Origin of the sequence: Halomonas sp. BL6, assembly GCF_006228115.1 — a bacterium.
In the GTDB taxonomy this organism is placed as follows: domain Bacteria; phylum Pseudomonadota; class Gammaproteobacteria; order Pseudomonadales; family Halomonadaceae; genus Vreelandella; species Vreelandella piezotolerans.
The window spans coordinates 79,933-98,866 of the sequence record NZ_VDGL01000003.1; the positions used below are offsets into that span (position 1 = coordinate 79,933).

Sequence of the window (18,934 nt, forward strand, 5' to 3'; positions counted from 1 at the left end):
TGCGTACCACAGCGGGGCGTTGTCGTCAGCTCTTCGACGCGTAGGCGTATAGCAACGTTTCCTGAGCGCTAATCGCGTCGCCGCTACCAGGGTCCTGTAGCTGGTAGCTGCCGTCACTCTGTAACAGCCAGCTCTGGCAGTTATCCACGAGGTACGTTTCCAGGTCTTTGCGTACCCGGGTGGCCAGTTTCTTATCCAGCAGCGGAAAGCAGGTTTCGACCCGGTGGAACATGTTGCGCGACATGAAATCCGCGCTGGAGCACCAGATTTCCGGTTTGCCGTCGTTGTGGAAGTGAAATACTCGGGTATGTTCGAGAAAACGACCAATGATCGAGCGGACGCGTATGTTGTCCGACACGCCCGGAATACCCGGTTTCAAGCAGCACATGCCACGAATGATCAAATCGCACTCCACGCCCGCTTGCGATGCGCGGTACAGCGCCTTGATCAACTTGGGCTCGGTCAACGAGTTGCATTTGATGATGATATGGCCACGTTTGCCCTTACGAGCCACCTGAGCCTCACGGTCGATCATCTCGACGAGGCGTTCGTGTAGCGTAAAGGGTGCGTGTAACAGCGTATCGATCTTACGCGCCCGGCCCATACCGGAAAGCTGCTGAAAGACTTTATGCACGTCGGCACACAGTGTCTGGTTAGCGGTCAGCAGGCTGTAATCGGTGTAGAGCTTGGCCGTCTTGGAGTGGTAGTTGCCGGTGCCCAGGTGCGCGTAGTGGCGCAGCTCGCCTTTTTCGCGGCGCACGATATGCAGCATCTTGGCATGGGTTTTGTACGCCATGATGCCGTAAATCACGATCGCACCCGCTTCCTGCAGGCGTGACGCTAGCTGCAGGTTATCCGCCTCGTCGAAGCGCGCCCGCAGCTCGATCACCACAGTGACTTCTTTGCCCTGGCTGGCGGCATCCACCAGGGCACTGACGATGGGCGATTCGGAGCCGGTGCGGTAAAGCGTTTGTTTGATGGCCAATACGTCGGGGTCACGGGCTGCTTCACGCAGCAGGTCTTCGATAGGCGAGAAGGATTGGAAGGGATGGTGCAGCAAGATATCGTTTTTAGCGATGGCGCTGAACAAGCTGCCGCCTTTCAGCACCTTGGGTACGCTGGGGGTGAACGGGCGGTAGAGCAGTTCGGGACGGTCGACATCGCCCAGCACGGCCATCATTCGGGTCAAGTTTACGGGTCCCTGGACGCGATAAAGATCGCCGCTTTCTAGGTCGAATTGGCGCAGGAGGAAGTCGATCAAATCGTCTGGGCAGTTGTCGGCGACTTCCAAACGCACACCGCTGCCGTAGCGCCTGGCCAACAGCTCACCGCGCAGGGCTGAGGCTAGATCGGACACTTCTTCGGGGTCGACCGTCATGTCCGCGTTACGGGTCAGGCGGAACTGATAGCAGCCCCGCACGCGCATACCGGGAAAGAGCTCCTCGGCGTGTGCATGAATCATCGATGACAAGAAGACGTACTCGGAGAAGCCTTCGGCGCACAGCTCTTTGGGCAGTGCCATCAGTCGCGGTAATGAGCGCGGGGCGGGTAGAATCGCCATGCCCCCTGAGCGGCCAAAGGCATCTTTGCCTTCCAGCTCGACGATGAAATTGAGGCTCTTGTTGACCAGTCTCGGAAAGGGATGGGAGGGGTCGAGGCCAATGGGGCTGATGACCGGCATGATTTCGTTATCGAAAAAGTCACGTACCCAGGCCTTTTGTTTGTCATTCCACTGATCTCGACGGCGAAAACGCAGCCCCTGAGCCTCCAGCGCGGGCAGCAGCGTGTCGTTGAGAATCTCGTACTGACGGGCAATCTGCTGGTGAGCGACCTCGGAGATCTCGGCCAATACGGCTTTTGGTAAGCGGCCATCGGCGGCGGTGGTGTCGTCGCCCAGGGCCATCTGGTGCTTGAGCCCGGCGACGCGAATTTCGAAGAACTCATCCATGTTGGAGGAGAAGATGAGCAGGAACATCAGCCGGTTGAGTAGCGGGTGGGCGTCGTCCAACGCCTGCTCCAAGACACGGATATTGAACTGTAGGTGTGACAGCTCGCGATTGAAGTAGAGCTGCGGGTCGTCCAAATCGGCTTCGACATGCGACTCTTTGGCCTGTACACCCGTGGGGGTGCGGTTGATGCGCAGCGGCACGATATCGACGTCGCTGCTCGATGTCTCACTGGGCGGTAACGTCGACGATAGTGTCGACGTGGAATCTGTTGCGTTGTCGTCCATGGTTGCCCCCGCAGTCGTGGTACTGGCCCATCATAGCGTTATAACGTTCATTAAAGCAGTATGCGGGGGAAAGATGACAAACGAGTGTCACTCGGTTGTCATCTAAAGGGCATAAACGTCGCTCAGCGCTGCAGTAGACGTGCGGCCTCCAATGCAAAGTAGGTCAAAATACCGTCGGCCCCCGCCCGCTTGAAGCACATCAGCGACTCCAGAATCACCGGCTCGGCCTCCAGCCAGCCGTTGTCGAAGGCGGCTCGGTGCATGGCGTATTCGCCACTTACTTGGTAAGCAAAGGTGGGCACCTGCAGCTCGCTTTTGACCCGACGCACCACGTCTAGGTAGGGCATACCCGGCTTGACCATCACCATATCGGCACCTTCGGCGATGTCCATGGCCACTTCGTGCAACGCTTCGTCACCGTTGGCGGGATCCATCTGGTAGGTGCGTTTGTCCGCCTTGCCAAGGTTGGTTGCCGAGCCGACCGCATCGCGGAAGGGGCCGTAGTAGTTTGAGGCGTACTTGGCGCTGTAGGCCATAATGCGCACGTTGTGCAGGTGTTCTTGCTCTAGCACTTGGCGAATGGCACCAATGCGACCATCCATCATATCGGAGGGTGCGACTACGTCGGCGCCTGCTTCGGCATGGGAGAGCGCTTGTTTGAGCAGCGTATCGACGGTGCGGTCGTTTTGAACGTAGCCGTGCTCATCGAGAATGCCATCCTGACCGTGGCTGGTGTAGGGGTCCAGGGCTACATCGGTAATGATGCCCAGCTCCGGTAGCGCCTGCTTGAGTGCGCGCACGCTGCGCTGAACTAGCCCGTTGGCGTTGTAGGCTTCTTCGGCCAGTTCGCTTTTTTGCTCGGCGCCAATGACGGGGAATAGCGCCAGCGCGGGAATGCCCAGCGCATACGCCTCTCGGGCCTGCTCGATGAGTAGATCGATCGAGAGCCGCTCGACGCCAGGCATGGAAGCCACCGCTTCACGCTGATTTTCGCCTTCCAGAACGAAGACCGGTAGGATCAAGTCATTGGGCGTCAGCGTCGACTCTTGCATCAAGCGGCGCGAAAAATCGTCCCGGCGCATGCGGCGCATCCGGGTGGCGGGGAAGTGGCGTGGGGTTGAGGTAGTCAACGGCTCTCTCCAAGCAGTAGCTATGTGGGTGCCTTGTCTAAGGCTTGCTGTGAGTATATCAGCCATGCCATGCAGCGAAAGCCGCCTTGTGGCGGCGATGGAGACTGTCTAAAGTGAGCCATTCAGCCGCACGAATGGCTCACTCAAGGAGATAAACATGACAAAGCAGGTAGCGGTCGTATTGGCGGGGTGTGGCGTCTTCGATGGCTCGGAAATCTATGAGACGACGCTGACGCTGTTGCGTTTGGATCAATTGGGTATCGGCTATCGCTGTTTTGCCCCGGACGTAGCGCAACATCATGTGATCAACCATTTGGACCAGTCGCCAGTGGAGGGGGAGAGCCGCAACGTGCTGCAGGAATCGGCCCGTTTGGCGCGTGGTGATATCAGCCCGATTAACGAGCTGGAGGCCGACGATTTCGATGCGGTCATCGTGCCGGGTGGTTTTGGGGTCGCCAAAAATCTCTCTGACTTTGCCACGCAGGGCGACAGCATGCAGGTCTTGGAGAGCGTGAAAGAAGCGCTTGCCGGCTTCAAAGAAGACGCCAAGCCCATCGGCTTGATGTGTATTGCTCCGGTAATGGTGCCGCGCCTGTTGGGCGATGGGATTGCCGTGACCGTTGGCCATGATCCGGGCGTGTCGGGGGCGATCAGCGCTATGGGTGGTCTGCATCGTAGTTGCGGCGTGGAAGATATCGTCGTGGATCACGAGCACCGGGTGGTCACGACCCCGGCGTACATGCTCGCCACGCGTATTAGCGAAGCCGCGACGGGAATTTTCAAGCTGGTGGATCGTATCGATGAAATGATGGAGTGAGGGGCACACTAGCGCATGCGCGGGGCCACTCGTAGTGAAAAAGCCTCTGTCATCGTGGGATGGCAGAGGCTTTTTAGTGGAACGTCGCAAGGGCGATGACGCCTACTCGTCGGTGTCGGCCTCTGCGCGGCGTTTGCGTACCAGGCGGCCAAACAGCAGGCCGACTTCGTAAAGCAGATACATGGGAATGGCCAGCAGGCTTTGTGAGATGACATCCGGCGGCGTCAGCAGCATGCCGATCACGAAGCAACCCAGCACGATATAAGGACGCTTTTTGGAGAGGCTCTCGACGGTGGTAGCGCCGGACAAAATCAGTAGAAACGTTGCAATGGGAATTTCGAAGGCGACCCCAAAGGCAAAGAACAGCTTCAAGACGAAATTGAGATACTGGTTGATGTCGGTCATCACCGCGACGTTTTCCGGGCCGGTTTGCGTGAAGAACTCGAACAGCAGCGGAAACACCACGTAGTAGGCAAAGGCTGCACCGGCATAAAACAGCGCCACGCTGGAGACCAAAATGGGAATGGCCAGCATTTTCTCGTTGTCGTACAGCCCCGGCGCCACGAACGCCCAGGCTTGATGCAAGACGAACGGAATGGCGATGAAGACGGCCACCACCAGGGTCAGCTTGAACGGCGCCAAGAACGGCGACGCCACCTCGGTGGCGATCATCTGCGAGCCTTCCGGCAGTAGCGACATCAACGGATCCGCCACGAAGCTGTAGATGTCATTGGCAAACGCGTACAGCCCGAGAAACACCACCAGGATTACCACGACGGCTTTCATCAAACGCGAACGCAGCTCGATCAGGTGCTCAATGAGAGGCGCTTGGCTTTGGTCGTTGTGCGGCTCCTGAGAATCGCCAGACATGCTCATTGGGGGTTGCTATCCTTATGATGATCGGCTGTTTTAGTGGCAGGGGCATCTTCTTCTTCGCGCACCGTTTTGAGCGCGTCGTCCAGCCGGGCGCTGGCGTTAGCCACGCGCTGCTCGGTTGCCTGTTGGCGCTTGGTCGTCTGACCGCTAGGCTCGGGAGACTCGGTAATGCTCTCCACGTCCTGCTTGGCTTTCTTCAAGCTATCATCGAGCTTTTTCTGCTGCTCGTTCAGCTTTTGGCGCAGCTCTTCTGCCTCCAACTGGGCGCTGATCTCACGCTGCATGCCGGATACCGTACGCTTGATCTTGCCGATCCATAGCCCCGTCGTGCGTGCTGCTTTGGGCAGCCGCTCAGGGCCGAGCACCAGCAGCGCCACGATGCCAATGAGCATGAGTTCAAGGAAACCGATATCCAGCATGGCTTATTTGCGCTCTTCGTCGCGGTCGGCAGCGGCGCGTTTCTCTTCGGCCTGCACGTCGTAGGTGTTGCCGGTGTCTTCGTGGCTCACCTTGGCTTGAGGCTGATCGGCATCCTTCTTGTCGCCCTCTTTCTCCTCTTCGTGCATGGCTTTCTTGAAGCCTTTGACGGCACCGCCTAGGTCGGTGCCCACGTTACGTAGTTTTTTGGTGCCGAAAATCAGGATGATGATGCCCAGAACAATCAGCAACTGCCAAATACTGATACCACCTAACATATGCATTTCCTCATGGGAGCAGGGTTAACGTTGTGATCGGGACGCTTTCTCGTCGTGACCTGAGACCCCGAACCGTCGAGCGAGCTCATCGAGTACTCGCTGGTGGTCGAGATCCAGATGCGACAGCATGACAAGGCTATGAAACCACAGGTCGGCCGTTTCGGCGATCAACGCTTCACGGGCCTCGTCGCTGCCGTGCTCGGCGTCCTTGGCGGCCAGCAGCGTTTCGGTCGCTTCTTCACCGACTTTTTCGAGTATCTTGTTCAAACCCTTATGATGCAAGGAGGCAACATAAGAATCTTCTGGATTGGCGTGGCGACGCTGCTTTAAAACCTCAGCAAGGGCGTCGAGTACGGGAGCGTGGTTAGCGTCGGTCATGGTGTTCTCTTTATCGATCGGCGGCGTCGTTTCGTCAAGTGATGTCAGCGTATCAATGCCATAACAGGAGGAGTAAGCCTACCCCCGCAGCGGCTAGGATCGGCCAGTCCTGGGTAGCGGCCCAACTGCTGAGCGGCTGCCAGGCCAGGGCAATGGCGACCAAGGCCAAGCCAATGCGTAAACGGTGCTGACGTTTGCTTTGCTGGCTCATTTGGCGGCGCATCTGACTAATCGCCGTGACCTGCTGATGGCGCTGGCGGTGTTCGTGCTCCATACGGCTCAGCGCTTGATGGGCCAGCACCGGCAGCTCGGGCAGTTGATGCGACAGCTCTGGCGCTTGGCGCTTGAGCGATTGCCACAGGCCACCAATGCCTGCCCGCTCTTTCATCCACTTTTCTAGATAGGGCTTGGCGGTGCTCCAGAGATCCAGCTCCGGGTAGAGCTGGCGGCCCAGACCTTCGATATTGAGCAACGTTTTTTGTAGCAGCACCAGCTGCGGCTGCACTTCCATATTGAAGCGTCGGGCGGTCTGGAACAGTCCGAGCAGCACCTGTCCAAACGAGATGTCCTTGAGCGGCTTTTCCAAAATGGGCTCGCATACCGTACGAATGGCGGCGGCAAACTCGTTGGCGCGGGTGTTTTCACCGACCCACCCCGACTCGATGTGCAGCGCGGCGACTTCGTAGTAATCCTGATGAAAAAATGCGAGCAGGTTACGCGCCAAGTAGTCCTGATCTTCCCGAGTGAGGCTGCCGACGATACCGCAGTCGATGGCGATATATTGCGGATCCTCTGGGTCGTCGCAGTTCACGAAGATGTTGCCGGGGTGCATGTCGGCATGGAAAAAGTTATCGCGAAATACCTGGGTGAAGAAGATTTCCACCCCGCGCTCGGCGAGCTTTTTCAGGTTCGTACCCCGTGCGATGAGCGTCTCCAGGTCGGCGACCGGGACGCCGCGAATACGCTCCTGCACCATGACGTGGCGACGGGTGTAGGGCCAATAGATCGTCGGTACGAATAGCAGCGGTGAGTCTTTGAAATTACGCTTGAGCTGGGAGGTGTTGGCGGCTTCTTTATAGAGATCCAGCTCGTCGAACAGCGTGGCCTCGTAATCGCGGATCACTTCGACCGGCCGTAAGCGTCGGGCGTCGGGCACTTTGGCCAGCAGCTTGGCCACTTGGTACATCAAGCCCATGTCTTGGCGCATGATGCGGTCGATGCCGGGGCGAATGATTTTGACCACCACATCCTCGCCGCTGTGCAACGTGGCGGCGTGGACTTGGGCAATCGAGGCCGAGGCCAGTGGAACGCGTTCGAAGGCGGCAAAGGCCTCCGGCAGCGTCATGTCGAGCTCTTTCTCCACCCTTGCAGCGGCCAGCTCGCCAGGGAAGGGCGGCACTTGGTCCTGCAAACGCTTTAGCTCGTCGGCGATGTCTTCCGGCAGCAAGTCCCGGCGGGTAGAGAGCATCTGACCGAACTTGATGAAAATCGGTCCCAGCGCCTCCAGTGCCAAACGCAAACGCTCGCCACGGCTTCGCTGCCCAACGGGTACCAACTGCAGCGGGGACAGTTTGAGCAGTAGGCGTATCCATAGCGGCAAGCGCTCGGCGGGAATCAAGGTATCCAATCGGTGCCGCGTGACGACCCAGACGATTTTAAACAGCCGCAGGCTCATCCGCGCTGCTCCTTAGGCGTTGAAGGCTTAGGCGTTGAGGGCGCTGCTGGTTGGGTCAGCCGCTTATGCAAGCGTGCTAGCCGTGCTTCCAGTCGGTCGGTGGCGATCTCTAGTTCGGTCAGATGGTCGCGCAGCACGTCGCGCTGTTGGCGGCCGGGCAGTAGGCGAGCCTCCTCAAAGACATACTCCGAGACATCCTGCAGCAGCTCGTCTTTGGCACGCAGTCCCCAGCGTGCGGCGCGGCGAATCCCTTCTGCCAGCGAGTGGGCGGGTATATCGCCCAGCCAGTGGGCCAGCTCGCCCTCCCAGTCGATATCCAGATCGAACAGCAGATCGCGCGTTGCCTCCAGCAGATGGAGACGGCCGCGCACGGCGAGCTTGCCATCGAACATCAGCCGTTCGATGGACGCGCCGCTCAGCCATTCGGAGAGCGTTTCGGGGGTCAGTTCCACCACGGCATCGACATCGGTTTCCTCCACCTCATCGCCGTGCTGTAGGTCGATGCCTGACACGTGATAGCAGATCAATAGCGCGAGGTGGGGCTTCTCCAGTCGAATCAGCAAGCGGCTGCCCGCTAGCGTCGCCAAACGGTTAGGCGCCGCAGGGTCTCGGGAAAGCAGGGCATTGATCGTGCGTTCACATCCGGCCAACAGCAGGGTCGGGGTGACTAGCATACTGACCTCATGTTCCAAGGGGTCATAGTTTGATGCCACGGTGGAGGGCAACGATACCACCGGTCAGGTTGGTGTACTCCACCCGCTCCAGGCCAGCGCTCTCCATCATGCCCTTGAGCGTCTCTTGATCCGGGTGCATGCGAATCGACTCGGCCAAATAGCGGTAGCTCTCGCCATCTCCCGCGACCAGTTCGCCCATTTTGGGGAGCAAGCGGAAGGAGTATTCGTCGTAGGCTTTGGAGAGCAGCGGGTTATTGGGTTTGGAGAATTCCAGCACTAGCAAGCGCCCGCCTGGCTTGAGTACCCGCGCCATGGAGCGCAGCGCCGCATCTTTATCGGTGACGTTACGCAGGCCAAAGGCGATGGTGATGCAGTCGAACGTGTTGTCGGGGAAGGGCAGGCACTCGGCATTGGCCTGCACGTACTCGACGTTACCCCCCACACCGTTATCCATCAGTTTATCGCGACCGACGTTGAGCATGGAGGCGTTGATGTCGGCCAGCACCACTTTGCCACGTGGGCCGACGAGACGGGAAAACTTGAGGGTAAGATCGCCGGTGCCGCCCGCAATGTCGAGCACCTGATGCCCTGGGCGGACGCCTGCACGCTCGATGGTCAGCCGCTTCCACACGCGGTGGATGCCCATGGACATCAGGTCGTTCATCACGTCGTAACGAGCGGCCACCGAGTGAAAGACGTCAGCCACGCGGGAGGCTTTTTCGTCGACCGGCACCTCTTGGTAGCCAAAATGGGTAGTGCGCTTTTCCGTGGGGCTCATGGGGCTCTGGCTCCCGAGTTCGAGGCGTTAGTTGTCGACCGTTAGGTCATCGCAAGTCATGGTTGGCAACATTGTAGCCTTCTCGACCCCGATTTGTCTGCGCTGCACCTGGGGCACCGCGTCACAGCTGTTTGAATTGAATGCCTGCAGGCTCACGGGAAGCGCCTGCCGCTTCCAAGCGTTCGAGATAATTTTGCCAATAAGCGTCTTGGTGGGTGGCCAGGTCGAAGAGGTAGTTCCAACTATACAAGCCGCTATCGTGGCCGTCGTCGAAGTGCAGCTTGAGGGCGTAATTACCAGCTTGGGTGATATTTTGTAACCCAACGTCTTTTTTGCCTACCTGCAGAATGGCCGTATCGCCGCCGTGACCCCGCACTTCGGCAGAAGGGGAGTAGACCCGTAACAGTTCAACGGGGAGCCGGTACGTCTCGCCACTGGCGTAGCCAAGCTCCAGCTCACGTGCCTGCTTATGGTAGTGAACCCGAGTGGGTGTGGGGGCGTTCATGGATATAGCACCTCGTAACGATCAATCGCAAAGGCCGCCTACCCGTCAAGCGGGAAGGCGACCGGGGCTCTACCGATAGTGGCGCTTACAGAATGTAGCGCGACAGATCCTCATCGACCGCCAGTTCGCCGAGCTGAGCGTTGACGTAATCGCTATCGATCACCAGCGGGCTATCCATGTCGCCTCCCTTGAACGACGCCTCTTCGAGCAGACGCTCCATCACCGTGTGCAAACGGCGAGCGCCGATGTTTTCGGTACCTTCGTTCACTTGCCAGGAGATCTCGGCAATACGCTCGATGCCGTCGGGCGTGAATTCGACGTCGAGCCCTTCGGTGGCCAGCAGCGCTTGATACTGTTTGGTCAGCGAGGCGGAAGGCTCGGTGAGAATTCGCTTGAAGTCGCCCGGTGTGAGCGCATCCAGCTCGACGCGGATGGGTAGGCGACCCTGCAGTTCTGGAATCAGGTCCGACGGGCGCGACAGGTGGAAAGCCCCAGAAGCGATGAACAGGATGTGGTCGGTTTTGACCATGCCGTACTTGGTCGATACCGTCGAGCCTTCGATCAGTGGCAGCAGGTCGCGCTGCACGCCTTCACGAGATACCTCGCCACCGCTGGATTGACCGCTGCCCTTGGCGACCTTGTCGATCTCGTCCAGGAAGACGATGCCGTGCTGTTCGACGGCTTCCACCGCGCGGGCTTTGATCTCTTCTTCGTTGACCAGTTTGCCGGCCTCTTCATCACGTAGCAGCACCAGCGCCTCTTTGACGGTCACGCGGCGCTGCTCGCGCTTCTGCTGCCCCATGTTGGAGAACAGGCTCTGCAGCTGGCTGGTCATCTCTTCCATGCCCGGTGGGGTCATGATGTCGATACCCTGGCCTTGCGACGAGATTTCGATATCGATCTCTTTATCATCCAATTGGCCTTCGCGCAGCTTTTTGCGGAAGCTCTGGCGCGTACTGCTCTCTTCGCGCGACTTGTCTTCCTGGCCACGGGGCGGCGGTAGCAGCGCGTCGAGCACACGGTCTTCGGCGGCGTCTTCGGCGCGATGGCCCACTTCCTCTTTGGCGTGCTCACGAACCATCTTGATGGCGGCTTCCATCAGGTCGCGGATGATCGACTCGACGTCGCGGCCTACGTAGCCCACTTCGGTGAACTTGGTGGCTTCTACCTTGATGAACGGCGCACGGGCCAGCTTCGCCAGACGGCGAGCGATTTCAGTCTTGCCGACGCCGGTGGGACCAATCATCAAAATGTTTTTCGGCGTGACTTCCGGGCGCAACTCGTCATCGAGCTGCATGCGACGCCAGCGATTACGTAAGGCTATGGCCACGGCGCGCTTGGCATCCTGCTGGCCGATGATGTACTGGTCGAGCGCATGAACGATTTCGCGGGGTGTCATCTGAGTCATAAAGGGGCCTCAACGGTCGTTGATATTCAGCTCTTCGAGCGTCACGTGGTGATTGGTGAATACGCAGATGTCACCCGCGATGGCGAGGGATTTTTCGGTAATCTCACGTGCCGAAAGCTCGGTGTTTTCGAGCAGCGCACGGGCGCTGGCCTGAGCGTAGTTGCCGCCGGAGCCAATGGCGATGATGCCACGCTCGGGCTCGACCACGTCCCCGTTCCCAGTAATGATCAGCGAAGCGCTGTGGTCGGCGACCGCCAGCAGCGCTTCCAAACGGCGCAGGGCGCGGTCGGTGCGCCAATCTTTGGCGAGCTCGACTGCAGCTTTGGTCAAGTGGCCCTGGTACTTCTCGAGCTGCGCTTCGAAACGCTCGAACAGGGTAAACGCATCGGCGGTACCGCCGGCGAAACCGGCCAGCACCTTGCCGCGATATAGGCGGCGTACTTTGCTGGCATTACCCTTCATGACGGTGTTGCCGAGGGAAACTTGGCCGTCGCCTGCCAGGGCAACTTGATTACCGCGGCGAACGGAAACAATCGTGGTCATGGAGATAACTCCTTGGGGGAGGCGCGCTCCCGATGACTGATCGGCCGCACTGGGCGGCCGCATAAAAAGCGATTCCCAACAAAATGCGGGCGGCCGATAAAAAATCAACCGCCCGCAGGCGAAAGCCACCCAATAAAGCGTGGAGAGAGGCGAATAGCGCCTTGGGAATTAGTTCTGTAGCTGAATCAGCAGCGGCTCGATGCCTTGGGTGCTCATCAGGTCTTGGGCGCGGTTGAGCTCGCGAGTGTCGTCGTAAGGGCCGACCTGAACCCGGTGCCAGGTATCGCCGTTGGCTTGCACCTCGCTGATTTGCGCCAGCAAGCTCAGGTTGCGTAGGCGGCTGCGCAATTGTTCGGCATCACTGAGCTCTCGAAACGAGGCCGCCTGCAGCATGTAGCGGTTCGTTGCGCTGGCCGGTGATTGTTGGACGGCTGAGGCCTGGTCACTTGGACGCGTGTTGGCTGCAATGACCTGGGCAATGGGGTCGTCCGCCGCGCTTCCTGGGGTGCTTGCGGTACTTTCTGATGGGTCAGTAGTGGCCGTATCGCTCCCGGTGTCCTCGTCACTGGCTGCCACGGTGGGCGGTGTGACGTTGGAGGGAATGGCCCCGCCCGGCGCGATGACTTCGGTCTCGGGCAGCAGCGTGTAGAATTCGAAGGTGGGCATTGCCTGCTCGGCGGGCGTTTCCGTTTGCCGCGCGGCGCTGCGCTCATCGCTTCCTGCCGGTTTAGGCAGTACCGTGGCTTGAGGGGCTTCGCGCTGCTCTTGCCAAGGGGCCGTGCCGTGCTGATGCTGCGCCAGGAAGAAACCAGCGGCCACCCCGGCAATCCCCCATAGCCAGCCGGGTAGTCGTAGCCCGCCGCCGGAGCGGCGGGCCGACTTGCGCTGCGTAGTGGCTCCGCGGCGAGCGGGTTTGTTACGCGGGCTGGCCATGACTTACATCTCCTCTGGGGCGCTGACGCCCATCAGATCGAGACCGTTGCGCAGCACCTGGCGCACTGCCAAGCCCAGCGCCAAGCGGGTGTTGCGCAGGGTGTCGTCGTCGACCATCACTTTGACCGCGTTGTAGCAGGTGTGGAAGTCACCGGCCAAATCCAAAAGGTACTGGGCGACTTGCTGGGGCTCGCGGTTTTTGGCGGCGTGCTCTACCACCTCGGGATAGCGGGCCAAGCGGTTTAGCACCGCCTTTTCTTGATCGCTGTCGAGCAGTGCCAAATGGGCCGTGGCGATACCGTGATCGAAGGGGTGGCCAGCCTCTTCGGCTTTGCGCAGCATGCTGCATACCCGCGCGTGGGCGTACTGAATGTAGTAGACCGGGTTGTCGTTCGACTGCGAGCGGGCGAGGTCGATGTCAAAGGTCAGCTGAGAATCGGCGCGGCGCGCCGCCAGGAAGAAGCGCGTGGCATCGCGGCCGACTTCGTCGATCAGGTCGCGCACGGTGACGTAGCTGCCCGCCCGCTTCGAGAGCTTCACCTCGACCCCTGAGCGGGTGACCATCACCATTTGATGCAGCACGTAGTCGGGCCAACCCTTGGGGATGCCGACTTTGAGTGCCTGTAGACCCGCCCGCACCCGCGTCACGGTGGAGTGGTGATCGGCACCCTGCTCGTTGATGACGGTAGTGAAGCCGCGCTGCCACTTGTCGAGATGGTACGCCACGTCGGGAAGGAAGTAGGTGTAGCCCCCTTCGCGCTTGCGCATCACGCGGTCTTTGTCGTCACCGAAGTCGGTGGTGCGCAGCCACATGGCGCCGTCTTCTTCGTAGGTGTGGCCATTGGCAACCAGCTTCTCGACGGTGGCCTCGACCTTGCCGTCGTCGTACAGCGAGGACTCCAGGAAGTAGACGTCGAATTCGACGCCAAAGGCTTTGAGGTCGAGATCCTGCTCGCGACGCAGCCACGCTACGGCGAAGGCCTGGATGGCCTCCAGATCGTCGGCGTCGGCTTTGGCGGTCACTTCCCGGTCGTCGGCGGTGACGGTCTTGCCGGCCATGTAGTCGTTGGCGACGTCGATGATGTATTCGCCGCGATAGCCATCTTCTGGCCAGCTGGCATCGTCGGGGCCAAGCTGTTTGGCGCGGGCCTGAACGGAGAGCGCCAGGTTTTTGATCTGCGCGCCCGCGTCGTTGTAGTAAAACTCGCGGGTGACGTCATAGCCGGTGGCTTCCAGCAGGCGGCAGAGACAGTCGCCAATCGCTGCGCCACGTCCATGGCCCACGTGGAGCGGGCCGGTGGGGTTGGCGGAAACGAACTCCACCTGCACTTTTTCGCCCTTGCCGATCAGGCTGCGGCCGAAGGCGTCGCCGCTGTCCAGCACCTGCGCAACGATCTGTGCAGCGGCGTCGGCGGCGGCAAAGAAGTTGATGAACCCGGGGCCGGCAATCTCGGTTTTTTGAATGGCGTCGCTGGCGGGTAGGGCGGCGACGAGGGTGTCCGCCAGATCGCGGGGCTTCATGCCGGAGGGCTTGGCCAGCATCAGCGCGAGGTTGGTGGCGTAGTCGCCATGGGCCTTGTCTTTGGTCGGGTCCACTTTGATGGTGGGCGTTAAATCGTTGGGCAGCACGCCTTGGTGCTTGAGCGCGTCAACCGCGCCTTCGAGCAGAGAAATAATCGTATCTTTCATGTAAACATCCGGATGTCGTCGGTGGCGGCGTGTGCAGTCGCTAAGAGAATGCAGCGATAAGGCGGTCATTATCGGCAATTGGCGCGCAGTTTCAAAGCCGTATTCCCTTAGGCCAGGGTTTGTGGGTCGATGTCGATCGACCAGCGCACTTTGCGCGCCTCGCGGTGGGCGTCGAGCCACTGTACTAGCCAGTTGGCAGCGGCATGACGGTGGCTGCGTTTGTCTGCTACCAGCATGACATGCAGGTGATAGCGGTTTTGGCGGCGCTCCATGGGAGCGGGTACCGGGCCCAGGCAGCGGACCGGTACTCTGGCGTCGTTTAGCCACTGGCGCAGCGCTTGTGCCGCTTGCTGAGCCAGCGCAAGTGCTGCCTGCTCTTGGGGGCTCTCGATGCGTAGAAGCGCCATGAAGCTAAACGGCGGCAGTTTGGCGATACGTCGCTCCTCCAGCAGGCTGCGTGCCAGCGCGCCATAGCCGTGCTCGGCTAACTGGCCCAAGTGCGGGTCGTCGGGATGTAGGGTTTGCACCAGCACTCGTCCAGGGTGGGCCGCGCGGCCAGCACGACCCGCCACTTGCTCCAGTAGCTGGGCACTGTGCTCCAGGGCGCGGAAGTCAGCCGCATAGAGGCCGCCATCGGCGTTGACGACGACCACTAGCGTGACGTGGGGCAGATGATGGCCTTTTGCGAGCATTTGGGTGCCCACCAGCAGGCAGGGCTCGCCGCGCTGAATCTCTTTGAGCACCTGCTCGAAGCTCTCTTTTTTACGCGTGCTGTCGCGGTCGATGCGATGGACGGGCGTGTCAGGGAATAGCCCTTGAAGGGTCTCTTCGGTGCGCTCTGTACCGCTACCCAAGGCGCGTAAGTCGCCACTGCCGCACTCCGGGCAGGCATCGGGCAGCGCTCGGCGGCTGTCGCAGTGGTGGCAGGCCAGTAGCGGCGGCTGGCGGTGCAGTGTCATACGCGCATCGCACTGGCCGCATTCGGCCATCCAGCCGCAGCTATGACAAGCCAGGCTCGGCGCGAAGCCACGCCGGTTGATGAACACCAGCGCCTGTTTGCCCGCCGCAAGCGTGCTTTTGATCGCTTTGATGGCGCTGGGCAGCAGCCCGCCCTGACGGCGCTGGTGGCGCAGATCGATCAACTCCAGTTTGGCGGGCGGGTGGCGGCTGGGTCGTTGGGTCAGCCGTAGGTGGCGGTAAGCGCCCGTAAGCGCCTGCTGGAGGCTTTCAAACGAGGGCGTCGCACTGCCCAGCAGCAGCGGAATGCCGTGGTAGTGCGCTCTGGCAACGGCAAGGTCCCGTGCGTGATAGCGCAGCCCGTCATGCTGTTTATACGAGCCATCATGCTCTTCGTCGACGATGATTGCCCCAGGGTTCGCCAGCGGGGTGAAAATGGCCGAGCGGGTGCCGATGATCACCAGTGCACGGCCGTTGGCAGCGGCCTCCCAGACATCCAGACGCTCGGGGTCGGTAAGCCCGGAGTGAAGTGCCACCACCGGCACGCGAAAGCGGTTTTTGAAACGTGCAAGCGTTTGCGGCGTGAGGCCAATTTCGGGCACGAGCACTAGCGACTGTTTGCCTTTGGCGGCGAGCGCTTCGATGAGCTGTAGGTAAATCTCGGTTTTGCCGCTACCGGTCACGCCTTCCAATAAACAGGGGTGGTAGCCGTCGAGTTTTTCATGCAGTACGGCAAGCGCAGCGGCTTGTTCACGGTTGAGCGGCAGCGACGGGGAGGCGAGCAAGCTTCCGCCGGTGGGTTGCGCGGCAGTCAGAGTGATCTCCTGCGCCTCGGCAAAGCCCTTTTTGTGTAGCGCCAACAGCTGTTCCCGAGTGAAACCGTGGGCGTTGACGGCACGGCCAGGCAGGCCGTGCGGGTGCTGGCGAAGCAGAGCGTAGAGCGCCGCCTGCTTGGGCGCGCGCGTTAGAGCCGTGTCATCGTTGGGAAGCGGAAGCCACAGCGTTTGGGTACGGCCCGCCATCGGGTGTCCCTGGCGCAGCCTCGCGGGCATGGCGTGTTGCAACGTGTCGCCCAGGCTGTGCTGGTAGTAACGCGCCGCGAAGTGGCAGAGCCACTGCCAGTCGCTGGGCAGGGGGGCGTCATCCAGCGCTTCGCTGATGGCCCGTAGCTGCGCGCGGGGAAGTTCGCTGCCGGTAGCAAGCGACACCACCACGCCCACCACCTCTCGGCGGCCAAACGGCACTCGCACTCGAAGCCCTGGCTGCCAGCCACAGGCGGGCGCACGCGGTGCGGGAAGATAATCGAACAGGCGGCGCAGCGGCGAGGGTAGCGCCACTTTTAAGACCTGAAAAGCGCCTTGAGGCTGCCCCCATGTAGAGGACTTTGAAGAAACAGAGTCGGACAATTGGCCTCCGGCGATTAGTTTGCTAGAATGTGCGGCCGCTCTGAATCTATCGGATGGAGCGGTTAACCGGTTAGCAGTTTTTTCAAACCCGTATGCGGTGCCTGGCAACGGATCAGGTGGCGGCATATAGCTCATGAGGCTCAAGATGAAACAAGGTATCCACCCGAATTACAACACGGTCACCGCCAACTGTTCTTGCGGTGCAAGCTTCCAGGTCGGTTCTACCTCTGGTCAGGACTTCGCACTGGACGTGTGCTCTAACTGCCACCCGTTCTACACCGGCAAGCAGAAGCAAGCGACCACCGGTGGCCGTGTAGAGCGCTTCAACAAGCGTTTCGGCGCTGCTATCAAGCGCGGCTAATCCTAACGGATTCAGTCTATCGCAGGCACTTCGCGTGCCCTGTGCAAAAGCCCACGCTATGACGTGGGCTTTTTGCCCCTAGAGAACTAGGCTTTCATGGCAACGGCGAGTTCTTCGTTTACCCCCCCCGTCGCCAACCTTCAAAACGATTGATCTTCTTCTCCCCCGCGCTGTCTGCCCCTTTTCACGCTCTTCCCTCTGTCTCTCTTTTCCACAGGGTGCTCTTGCTGCCCGGGTGTGGATAACTGGTTTGCGCTGTTTGCTGGAATTAATTTCCAAAATTACTGCGATGCATCAATAAGGAAACCTTTATGGCTAATAGCGAGAAGCATAAGTTGCAGCAAATATCGCTTAAAAGTTCCGAAGTTGTTGGGAATGTAGCTAAAACGATCGTTTCGTAGGTAAGTTTACTACGTGCTTGAGACGCCTAGGTTTTTTCTATATTCTGATACGACTTTTCTACTTTAGGCTGATGAGACCTTGACCATGACGGATGCAAACAAACAGGCAGCTTTGGATTATCACGCTAAACCGATTCCCGGTAAGCTCTCCGTGGAGCTGACCAAGCCCACTGCGACAGCGCGGGACTTGGCCCTGGCGTATAGCCCAGGCGTTGCCGAGCCGGTTCGCGAAATCGCCCGCGAAGCGGAAAATGCGTACCGCTATACCGGCAAGGGCAACTTGGTTGCGGTCATTTCGGACGGTAGCGCGATTCTTGGCTTGGGCAACCTGGGGCCGCTGGCCAGCAAGCCGGTCATGGAGGGCAAAGGCGTCCTGTTCAAGTGCTTTGCGGGCATCAACTCGGTGGATGTCGAAGTGGATGCTGAAAGCCCGCAGGCGTTCATCGACACCGTGGCGCGCATCGCCGATACCTGGGGTGGCATCAACCTGGAAGACATCAAAGCGCCCGAGTGCTTCGAGATCGAAAAAGCCCTGATCGAGCGTTGCAACATTCCTGTCTTTCACGATGACCAGCACGGCACGGCCATCGTCACCGCTGCAGGTATGCTCAACGCGCTGGATATCGCGGGCAAGCGCATCGAAGACGTGAAGATCGTCTGCATGGGGGCGGGAGCGGCGGCGATTGCCTGTATGCGCCTGCTAGTCTCTTGCGGCGCCAAGAAAGAGAATCTGGTCATGCTGGACCGTCGCGGTGTGATTCACACTGATCGCGATGGGATCAACGAGTACAAAGCCGAGTTTGCCCGCGATACCGACATGCGTACGCTGGACGATGCCATCGACGGTGCGGACGTGTTCATCGGCCTCTCTGGCCCGGGCCTGCTCTCGGCGGAGCAGGTGAAAAAGATGGCCGCTGACCCGGTGATCTTCGCTTGTACGAACCCGGACCCGGAAATTCACCCGGATGTAGCCCGCGAAGCGCGCCCGGACGTAATCATGGCCACCGGCCGCTCGGACTTCCCGAATCAGGTGAACAACGTGCTGGGCTTCCCGTTCATCTTCCGCGGTGCGCTGGATGTTCGCGCCACGCGTATCAACGAAGCCATGAAACTGGCCGCCGTTCATGCGCTGAAAGATTTGGCGCGCGAGCCTGTTCCCCAGGAAGTGCTCAATGCCTACGAGCGTACCGAGATGAGCTTTGGCCGCGATTACATCATCCCCACGCCGGTGGATATCCGCCTGCTGGCCCGTGTGTCATCAGCAGTGGCCCAAGCAGCGGTCGACTCCGGCGTGGCCCGCAAGCCGTATCCGGCTCACTACCCGCTGAAAACTATTAATGATGTGTATGGTGGATAATCAACAAGGCCACTTAGGTCAGGACAGACCGTAACGGGGGGCTTTCGCCATGGCCGAAAAATGCTCCCTGCAATTTCGGCATTTCCACCATCCATGGCGGTCAGATGGCGAAAGTAGC

18 protein-coding genes are annotated in these 18,934 nt (G+C 59.9%); 3 read left to right on the forward strand and 15 right to left on the reverse strand.

The window, feature by feature from the left end:
- Window positions 1–25 precede the first annotated feature (25 nt).
- Window positions 26–2,233 (reverse strand): polyphosphate kinase 1, encoded by a 2,208-nt coding sequence (ppk1, locus tag FHJ80_RS07125; protein WP_139526329.1) that lies wholly within the window; start codon window positions 2,231–2,233, stop codon window positions 26–28.
- A 122-nt stretch (window positions 2,234–2,355) separates the two neighbouring features.
- A complete protein-coding gene (hemB, locus tag FHJ80_RS07130) occupies window positions 2,356–3,363 on the reverse strand; it encodes a porphobilinogen synthase (RefSeq protein WP_139526330.1) in 1,008 nt (335 codons plus the stop codon).
- A 157-nt stretch (window positions 3,364–3,520) separates the two neighbouring features.
- Here hemB and elbB point away from each other — a divergent pair, with 157 nt between their 5' ends.
- The gene (gene elbB, locus FHJ80_RS07135) at window positions 3,521–4,180 is read left to right on the forward strand and encodes an isoprenoid biosynthesis glyoxalase ElbB (RefSeq protein WP_139526331.1); all 660 of its coding nucleotides are present in this window, start codon (window positions 3,521–3,523) and stop codon (window positions 4,178–4,180) included.
- Between the two features lie 102 nt (window positions 4,181–4,282).
- Here elbB and tatC read toward each other — a convergent pair whose 3' ends face one another.
- The 13 genes from tatC to FHJ80_RS07200 all read right to left on the reverse strand — a co-directional run bounded on the left by tatC (window position 4,283) and on the right by FHJ80_RS07200 (window position 16,823).
- A complete protein-coding gene (gene tatC, locus FHJ80_RS07140) occupies window positions 4,283–5,056 on the reverse strand; it encodes a twin-arginine translocase subunit TatC (protein ID WP_139526332.1) in 774 nt (257 codons plus the stop codon).
- Window positions 5,053–5,475 (reverse strand): Sec-independent protein translocase protein TatB, encoded by a 423-nt coding sequence (gene tatB, locus FHJ80_RS07145; protein WP_139526333.1) that lies wholly within the window; start codon window positions 5,473–5,475, stop codon window positions 5,053–5,055. Before tatB ends, tatC begins: the two co-directional genes overlap by 4 nt.
- Before the next feature lie 3 nt (window positions 5,476–5,478).
- Entirely contained in the window at window positions 5,479–5,751 is a 273-nt protein-coding gene (gene tatA, locus FHJ80_RS07150) for a Sec-independent protein translocase subunit TatA (protein ID WP_139526334.1), read from the reverse strand.
- A gap of 24 nt (window positions 5,752–5,775) precedes the next feature.
- Entirely contained in the window at window positions 5,776–6,129 is a 354-nt protein-coding gene (locus FHJ80_RS07155) for a phosphoribosyl-ATP diphosphatase (RefSeq protein WP_139526335.1), read from the reverse strand.
- A 52-nt stretch (window positions 6,130–6,181) separates the two neighbouring features.
- Window positions 6,182–7,804 (reverse strand): ubiquinone biosynthesis regulatory protein kinase UbiB, encoded by a 1,623-nt coding sequence (ubiB, locus tag FHJ80_RS07160; RefSeq protein ID WP_139526336.1) that lies wholly within the window; start codon window positions 7,802–7,804, stop codon window positions 6,182–6,184.
- The gene (locus FHJ80_RS07165; protein ID WP_139526337.1) at window positions 7,801–8,478 is read right to left on the reverse strand and encodes an SCP2 domain-containing protein; all 678 of its coding nucleotides are present in this window, start codon (window positions 8,476–8,478) and stop codon (window positions 7,801–7,803) included. Before FHJ80_RS07165 ends, ubiB begins: the two co-directional genes overlap by 4 nt.
- 22 nt (window positions 8,479–8,500) lie before the next feature.
- Entirely contained in the window at window positions 8,501–9,256 is a 756-nt protein-coding gene (gene ubiE / locus FHJ80_RS07170) for a bifunctional demethylmenaquinone methyltransferase/2-methoxy-6-polyprenyl-1,4-benzoquinol methylase UbiE (RefSeq protein ID WP_139526338.1), read from the reverse strand.
- Window positions 9,257–9,377: 121 nt separating this feature from the next.
- Window positions 9,378–9,761 (reverse strand): gamma-butyrobetaine hydroxylase-like domain-containing protein, encoded by a 384-nt coding sequence (locus FHJ80_RS07175; protein ID WP_139526339.1) that lies wholly within the window; start codon window positions 9,759–9,761, stop codon window positions 9,378–9,380.
- Window positions 9,762–9,846: 85 nt separating this feature from the next.
- Window positions 9,847–11,169: an ATP-dependent protease ATPase subunit HslU gene (gene hslU / locus FHJ80_RS07180; protein WP_139526340.1), complete on the reverse strand. Its 1,323-nt coding sequence runs from the start codon at window positions 11,167–11,169 to the stop codon at window positions 9,847–9,849.
- A gap of 9 nt (window positions 11,170–11,178) precedes the next feature.
- The gene (gene hslV, locus FHJ80_RS07185) at window positions 11,179–11,712 is read right to left on the reverse strand and encodes an ATP-dependent protease subunit HslV (protein WP_139526341.1); all 534 of its coding nucleotides are present in this window, start codon (window positions 11,710–11,712) and stop codon (window positions 11,179–11,181) included.
- Between the two features lie 168 nt (window positions 11,713–11,880).
- Window positions 11,881–12,645 (reverse strand): SPOR domain-containing protein, encoded by a 765-nt coding sequence (locus FHJ80_RS07190; protein ID WP_139526342.1) that lies wholly within the window; start codon window positions 12,643–12,645, stop codon window positions 11,881–11,883.
- Between the two features lie 3 nt (window positions 12,646–12,648).
- Complete coding sequence (gene argS / locus FHJ80_RS07195; protein ID WP_139526343.1) at window positions 12,649–14,334, reverse strand: arginine--tRNA ligase; 1,686 nt, start codon at window positions 14,332–14,334, stop codon at window positions 12,649–12,651.
- A gap of 107 nt (window positions 14,335–14,441) precedes the next feature.
- Window positions 14,442–16,823 carry a primosomal protein N' gene (locus FHJ80_RS07200; RefSeq protein WP_139526344.1) on the reverse strand — a complete coding sequence of 794 codons (2,382 nt, stop codon included), beginning with the start codon at window positions 16,821–16,823 and terminating at the stop codon, window positions 14,442–14,444.
- Window positions 16,824–16,842: 19 nt separating this feature from the next.
- Between FHJ80_RS07200 and rpmE the strand changes: the two genes are divergently transcribed.
- Window positions 16,843–17,058, forward strand: a complete 216-nt coding sequence (gene rpmE, locus FHJ80_RS07205; RefSeq protein WP_139526345.1) for a 50S ribosomal protein L31 — start codon at window positions 16,843–16,845, stop codon at window positions 17,056–17,058.
- 486 nt (window positions 17,059–17,544) lie between these two features.
- On the forward strand, window positions 17,545–18,816 hold the full coding sequence (locus FHJ80_RS07210) for a malic enzyme-like NAD(P)-binding protein (protein ID WP_139526346.1): 1,272 nt from the start codon (window positions 17,545–17,547) through the stop codon (window positions 18,814–18,816).
- The last annotated feature ends 118 nt before the right edge of the window (window positions 18,817–18,934 follow it).

Excerpts from the sequence above, each read along its gene's own strand:
- ppk1 (WP_139526329.1), bottom strand. The coding sequence starts at position 2,233 with ATGGACGACAACGCAACAGATTCCACGTCGACACTATCGTCGACGTTA.
- elbB (WP_139526331.1), top strand. The coding sequence starts at position 3,521 with ATGACAAAGCAGGTAGCGGTCGTATTGGCGGGGTGTGGCGTCTTCGAT.
- tatC (WP_139526332.1), bottom strand. The coding sequence starts at position 5,056 with ATGAGCATGTCTGGCGATTCTCAGGAGCCGCACAACGACCAAAGCCAA.
- tatB (WP_139526333.1), bottom strand. The coding sequence starts at position 5,475 with ATGCTGGATATCGGTTTCCTTGAACTCATGCTCATTGGCATCGTGGCG.
- tatA (WP_139526334.1), bottom strand. The coding sequence starts at position 5,751 with ATGTTAGGTGGTATCAGTATTTGGCAGTTGCTGATTGTTCTGGGCATC.
- FHJ80_RS07155 (WP_139526335.1), bottom strand. The coding sequence starts at position 6,129 with ATGACCGACGCTAACCACGCTCCCGTACTCGACGCCCTTGCTGAGGTT.
- ubiB (WP_139526336.1), bottom strand. The coding sequence starts at position 7,804 with ATGAGCCTGCGGCTGTTTAAAATCGTCTGGGTCGTCACGCGGCACCGA.
- FHJ80_RS07165 (WP_139526337.1), bottom strand. The coding sequence starts at position 8,478 with ATGCTAGTCACCCCGACCCTGCTGTTGGCCGGATGTGAACGCACGATC.
- ubiE (WP_139526338.1), bottom strand. The coding sequence starts at position 9,256 with ATGAGCCCCACGGAAAAGCGCACTACCCATTTTGGCTACCAAGAGGTG.
- FHJ80_RS07175 (WP_139526339.1), bottom strand. The coding sequence starts at position 9,761 with ATGAACGCCCCCACACCCACTCGGGTTCACTACCATAAGCAGGCACGT.
- hslU (WP_139526340.1), bottom strand. The coding sequence starts at position 11,169 with ATGACTCAGATGACACCCCGCGAAATCGTTCATGCGCTCGACCAGTAC.
- hslV (WP_139526341.1), bottom strand. The coding sequence starts at position 11,712 with ATGACCACGATTGTTTCCGTTCGCCGCGGTAATCAAGTTGCCCTGGCA.
- FHJ80_RS07190 (WP_139526342.1), bottom strand. The coding sequence starts at position 12,645 with ATGGCCAGCCCGCGTAACAAACCCGCTCGCCGCGGAGCCACTACGCAG.
- argS (WP_139526343.1), bottom strand. The coding sequence starts at position 14,334 with ATGAAAGATACGATTATTTCTCTGCTCGAAGGCGCGGTTGACGCGCTC.
- FHJ80_RS07200 (WP_139526344.1), bottom strand. The coding sequence starts at position 16,823 with ATGCCGCCACCTGATCCGTTGCCAGGCACCGCATACGGGTTTGAAAAA.
- rpmE (WP_139526345.1), top strand. The coding sequence starts at position 16,843 with ATGAAACAAGGTATCCACCCGAATTACAACACGGTCACCGCCAACTGT.
- FHJ80_RS07210 (WP_139526346.1), top strand. The coding sequence starts at position 17,545 with ATGACGGATGCAAACAAACAGGCAGCTTTGGATTATCACGCTAAACCG.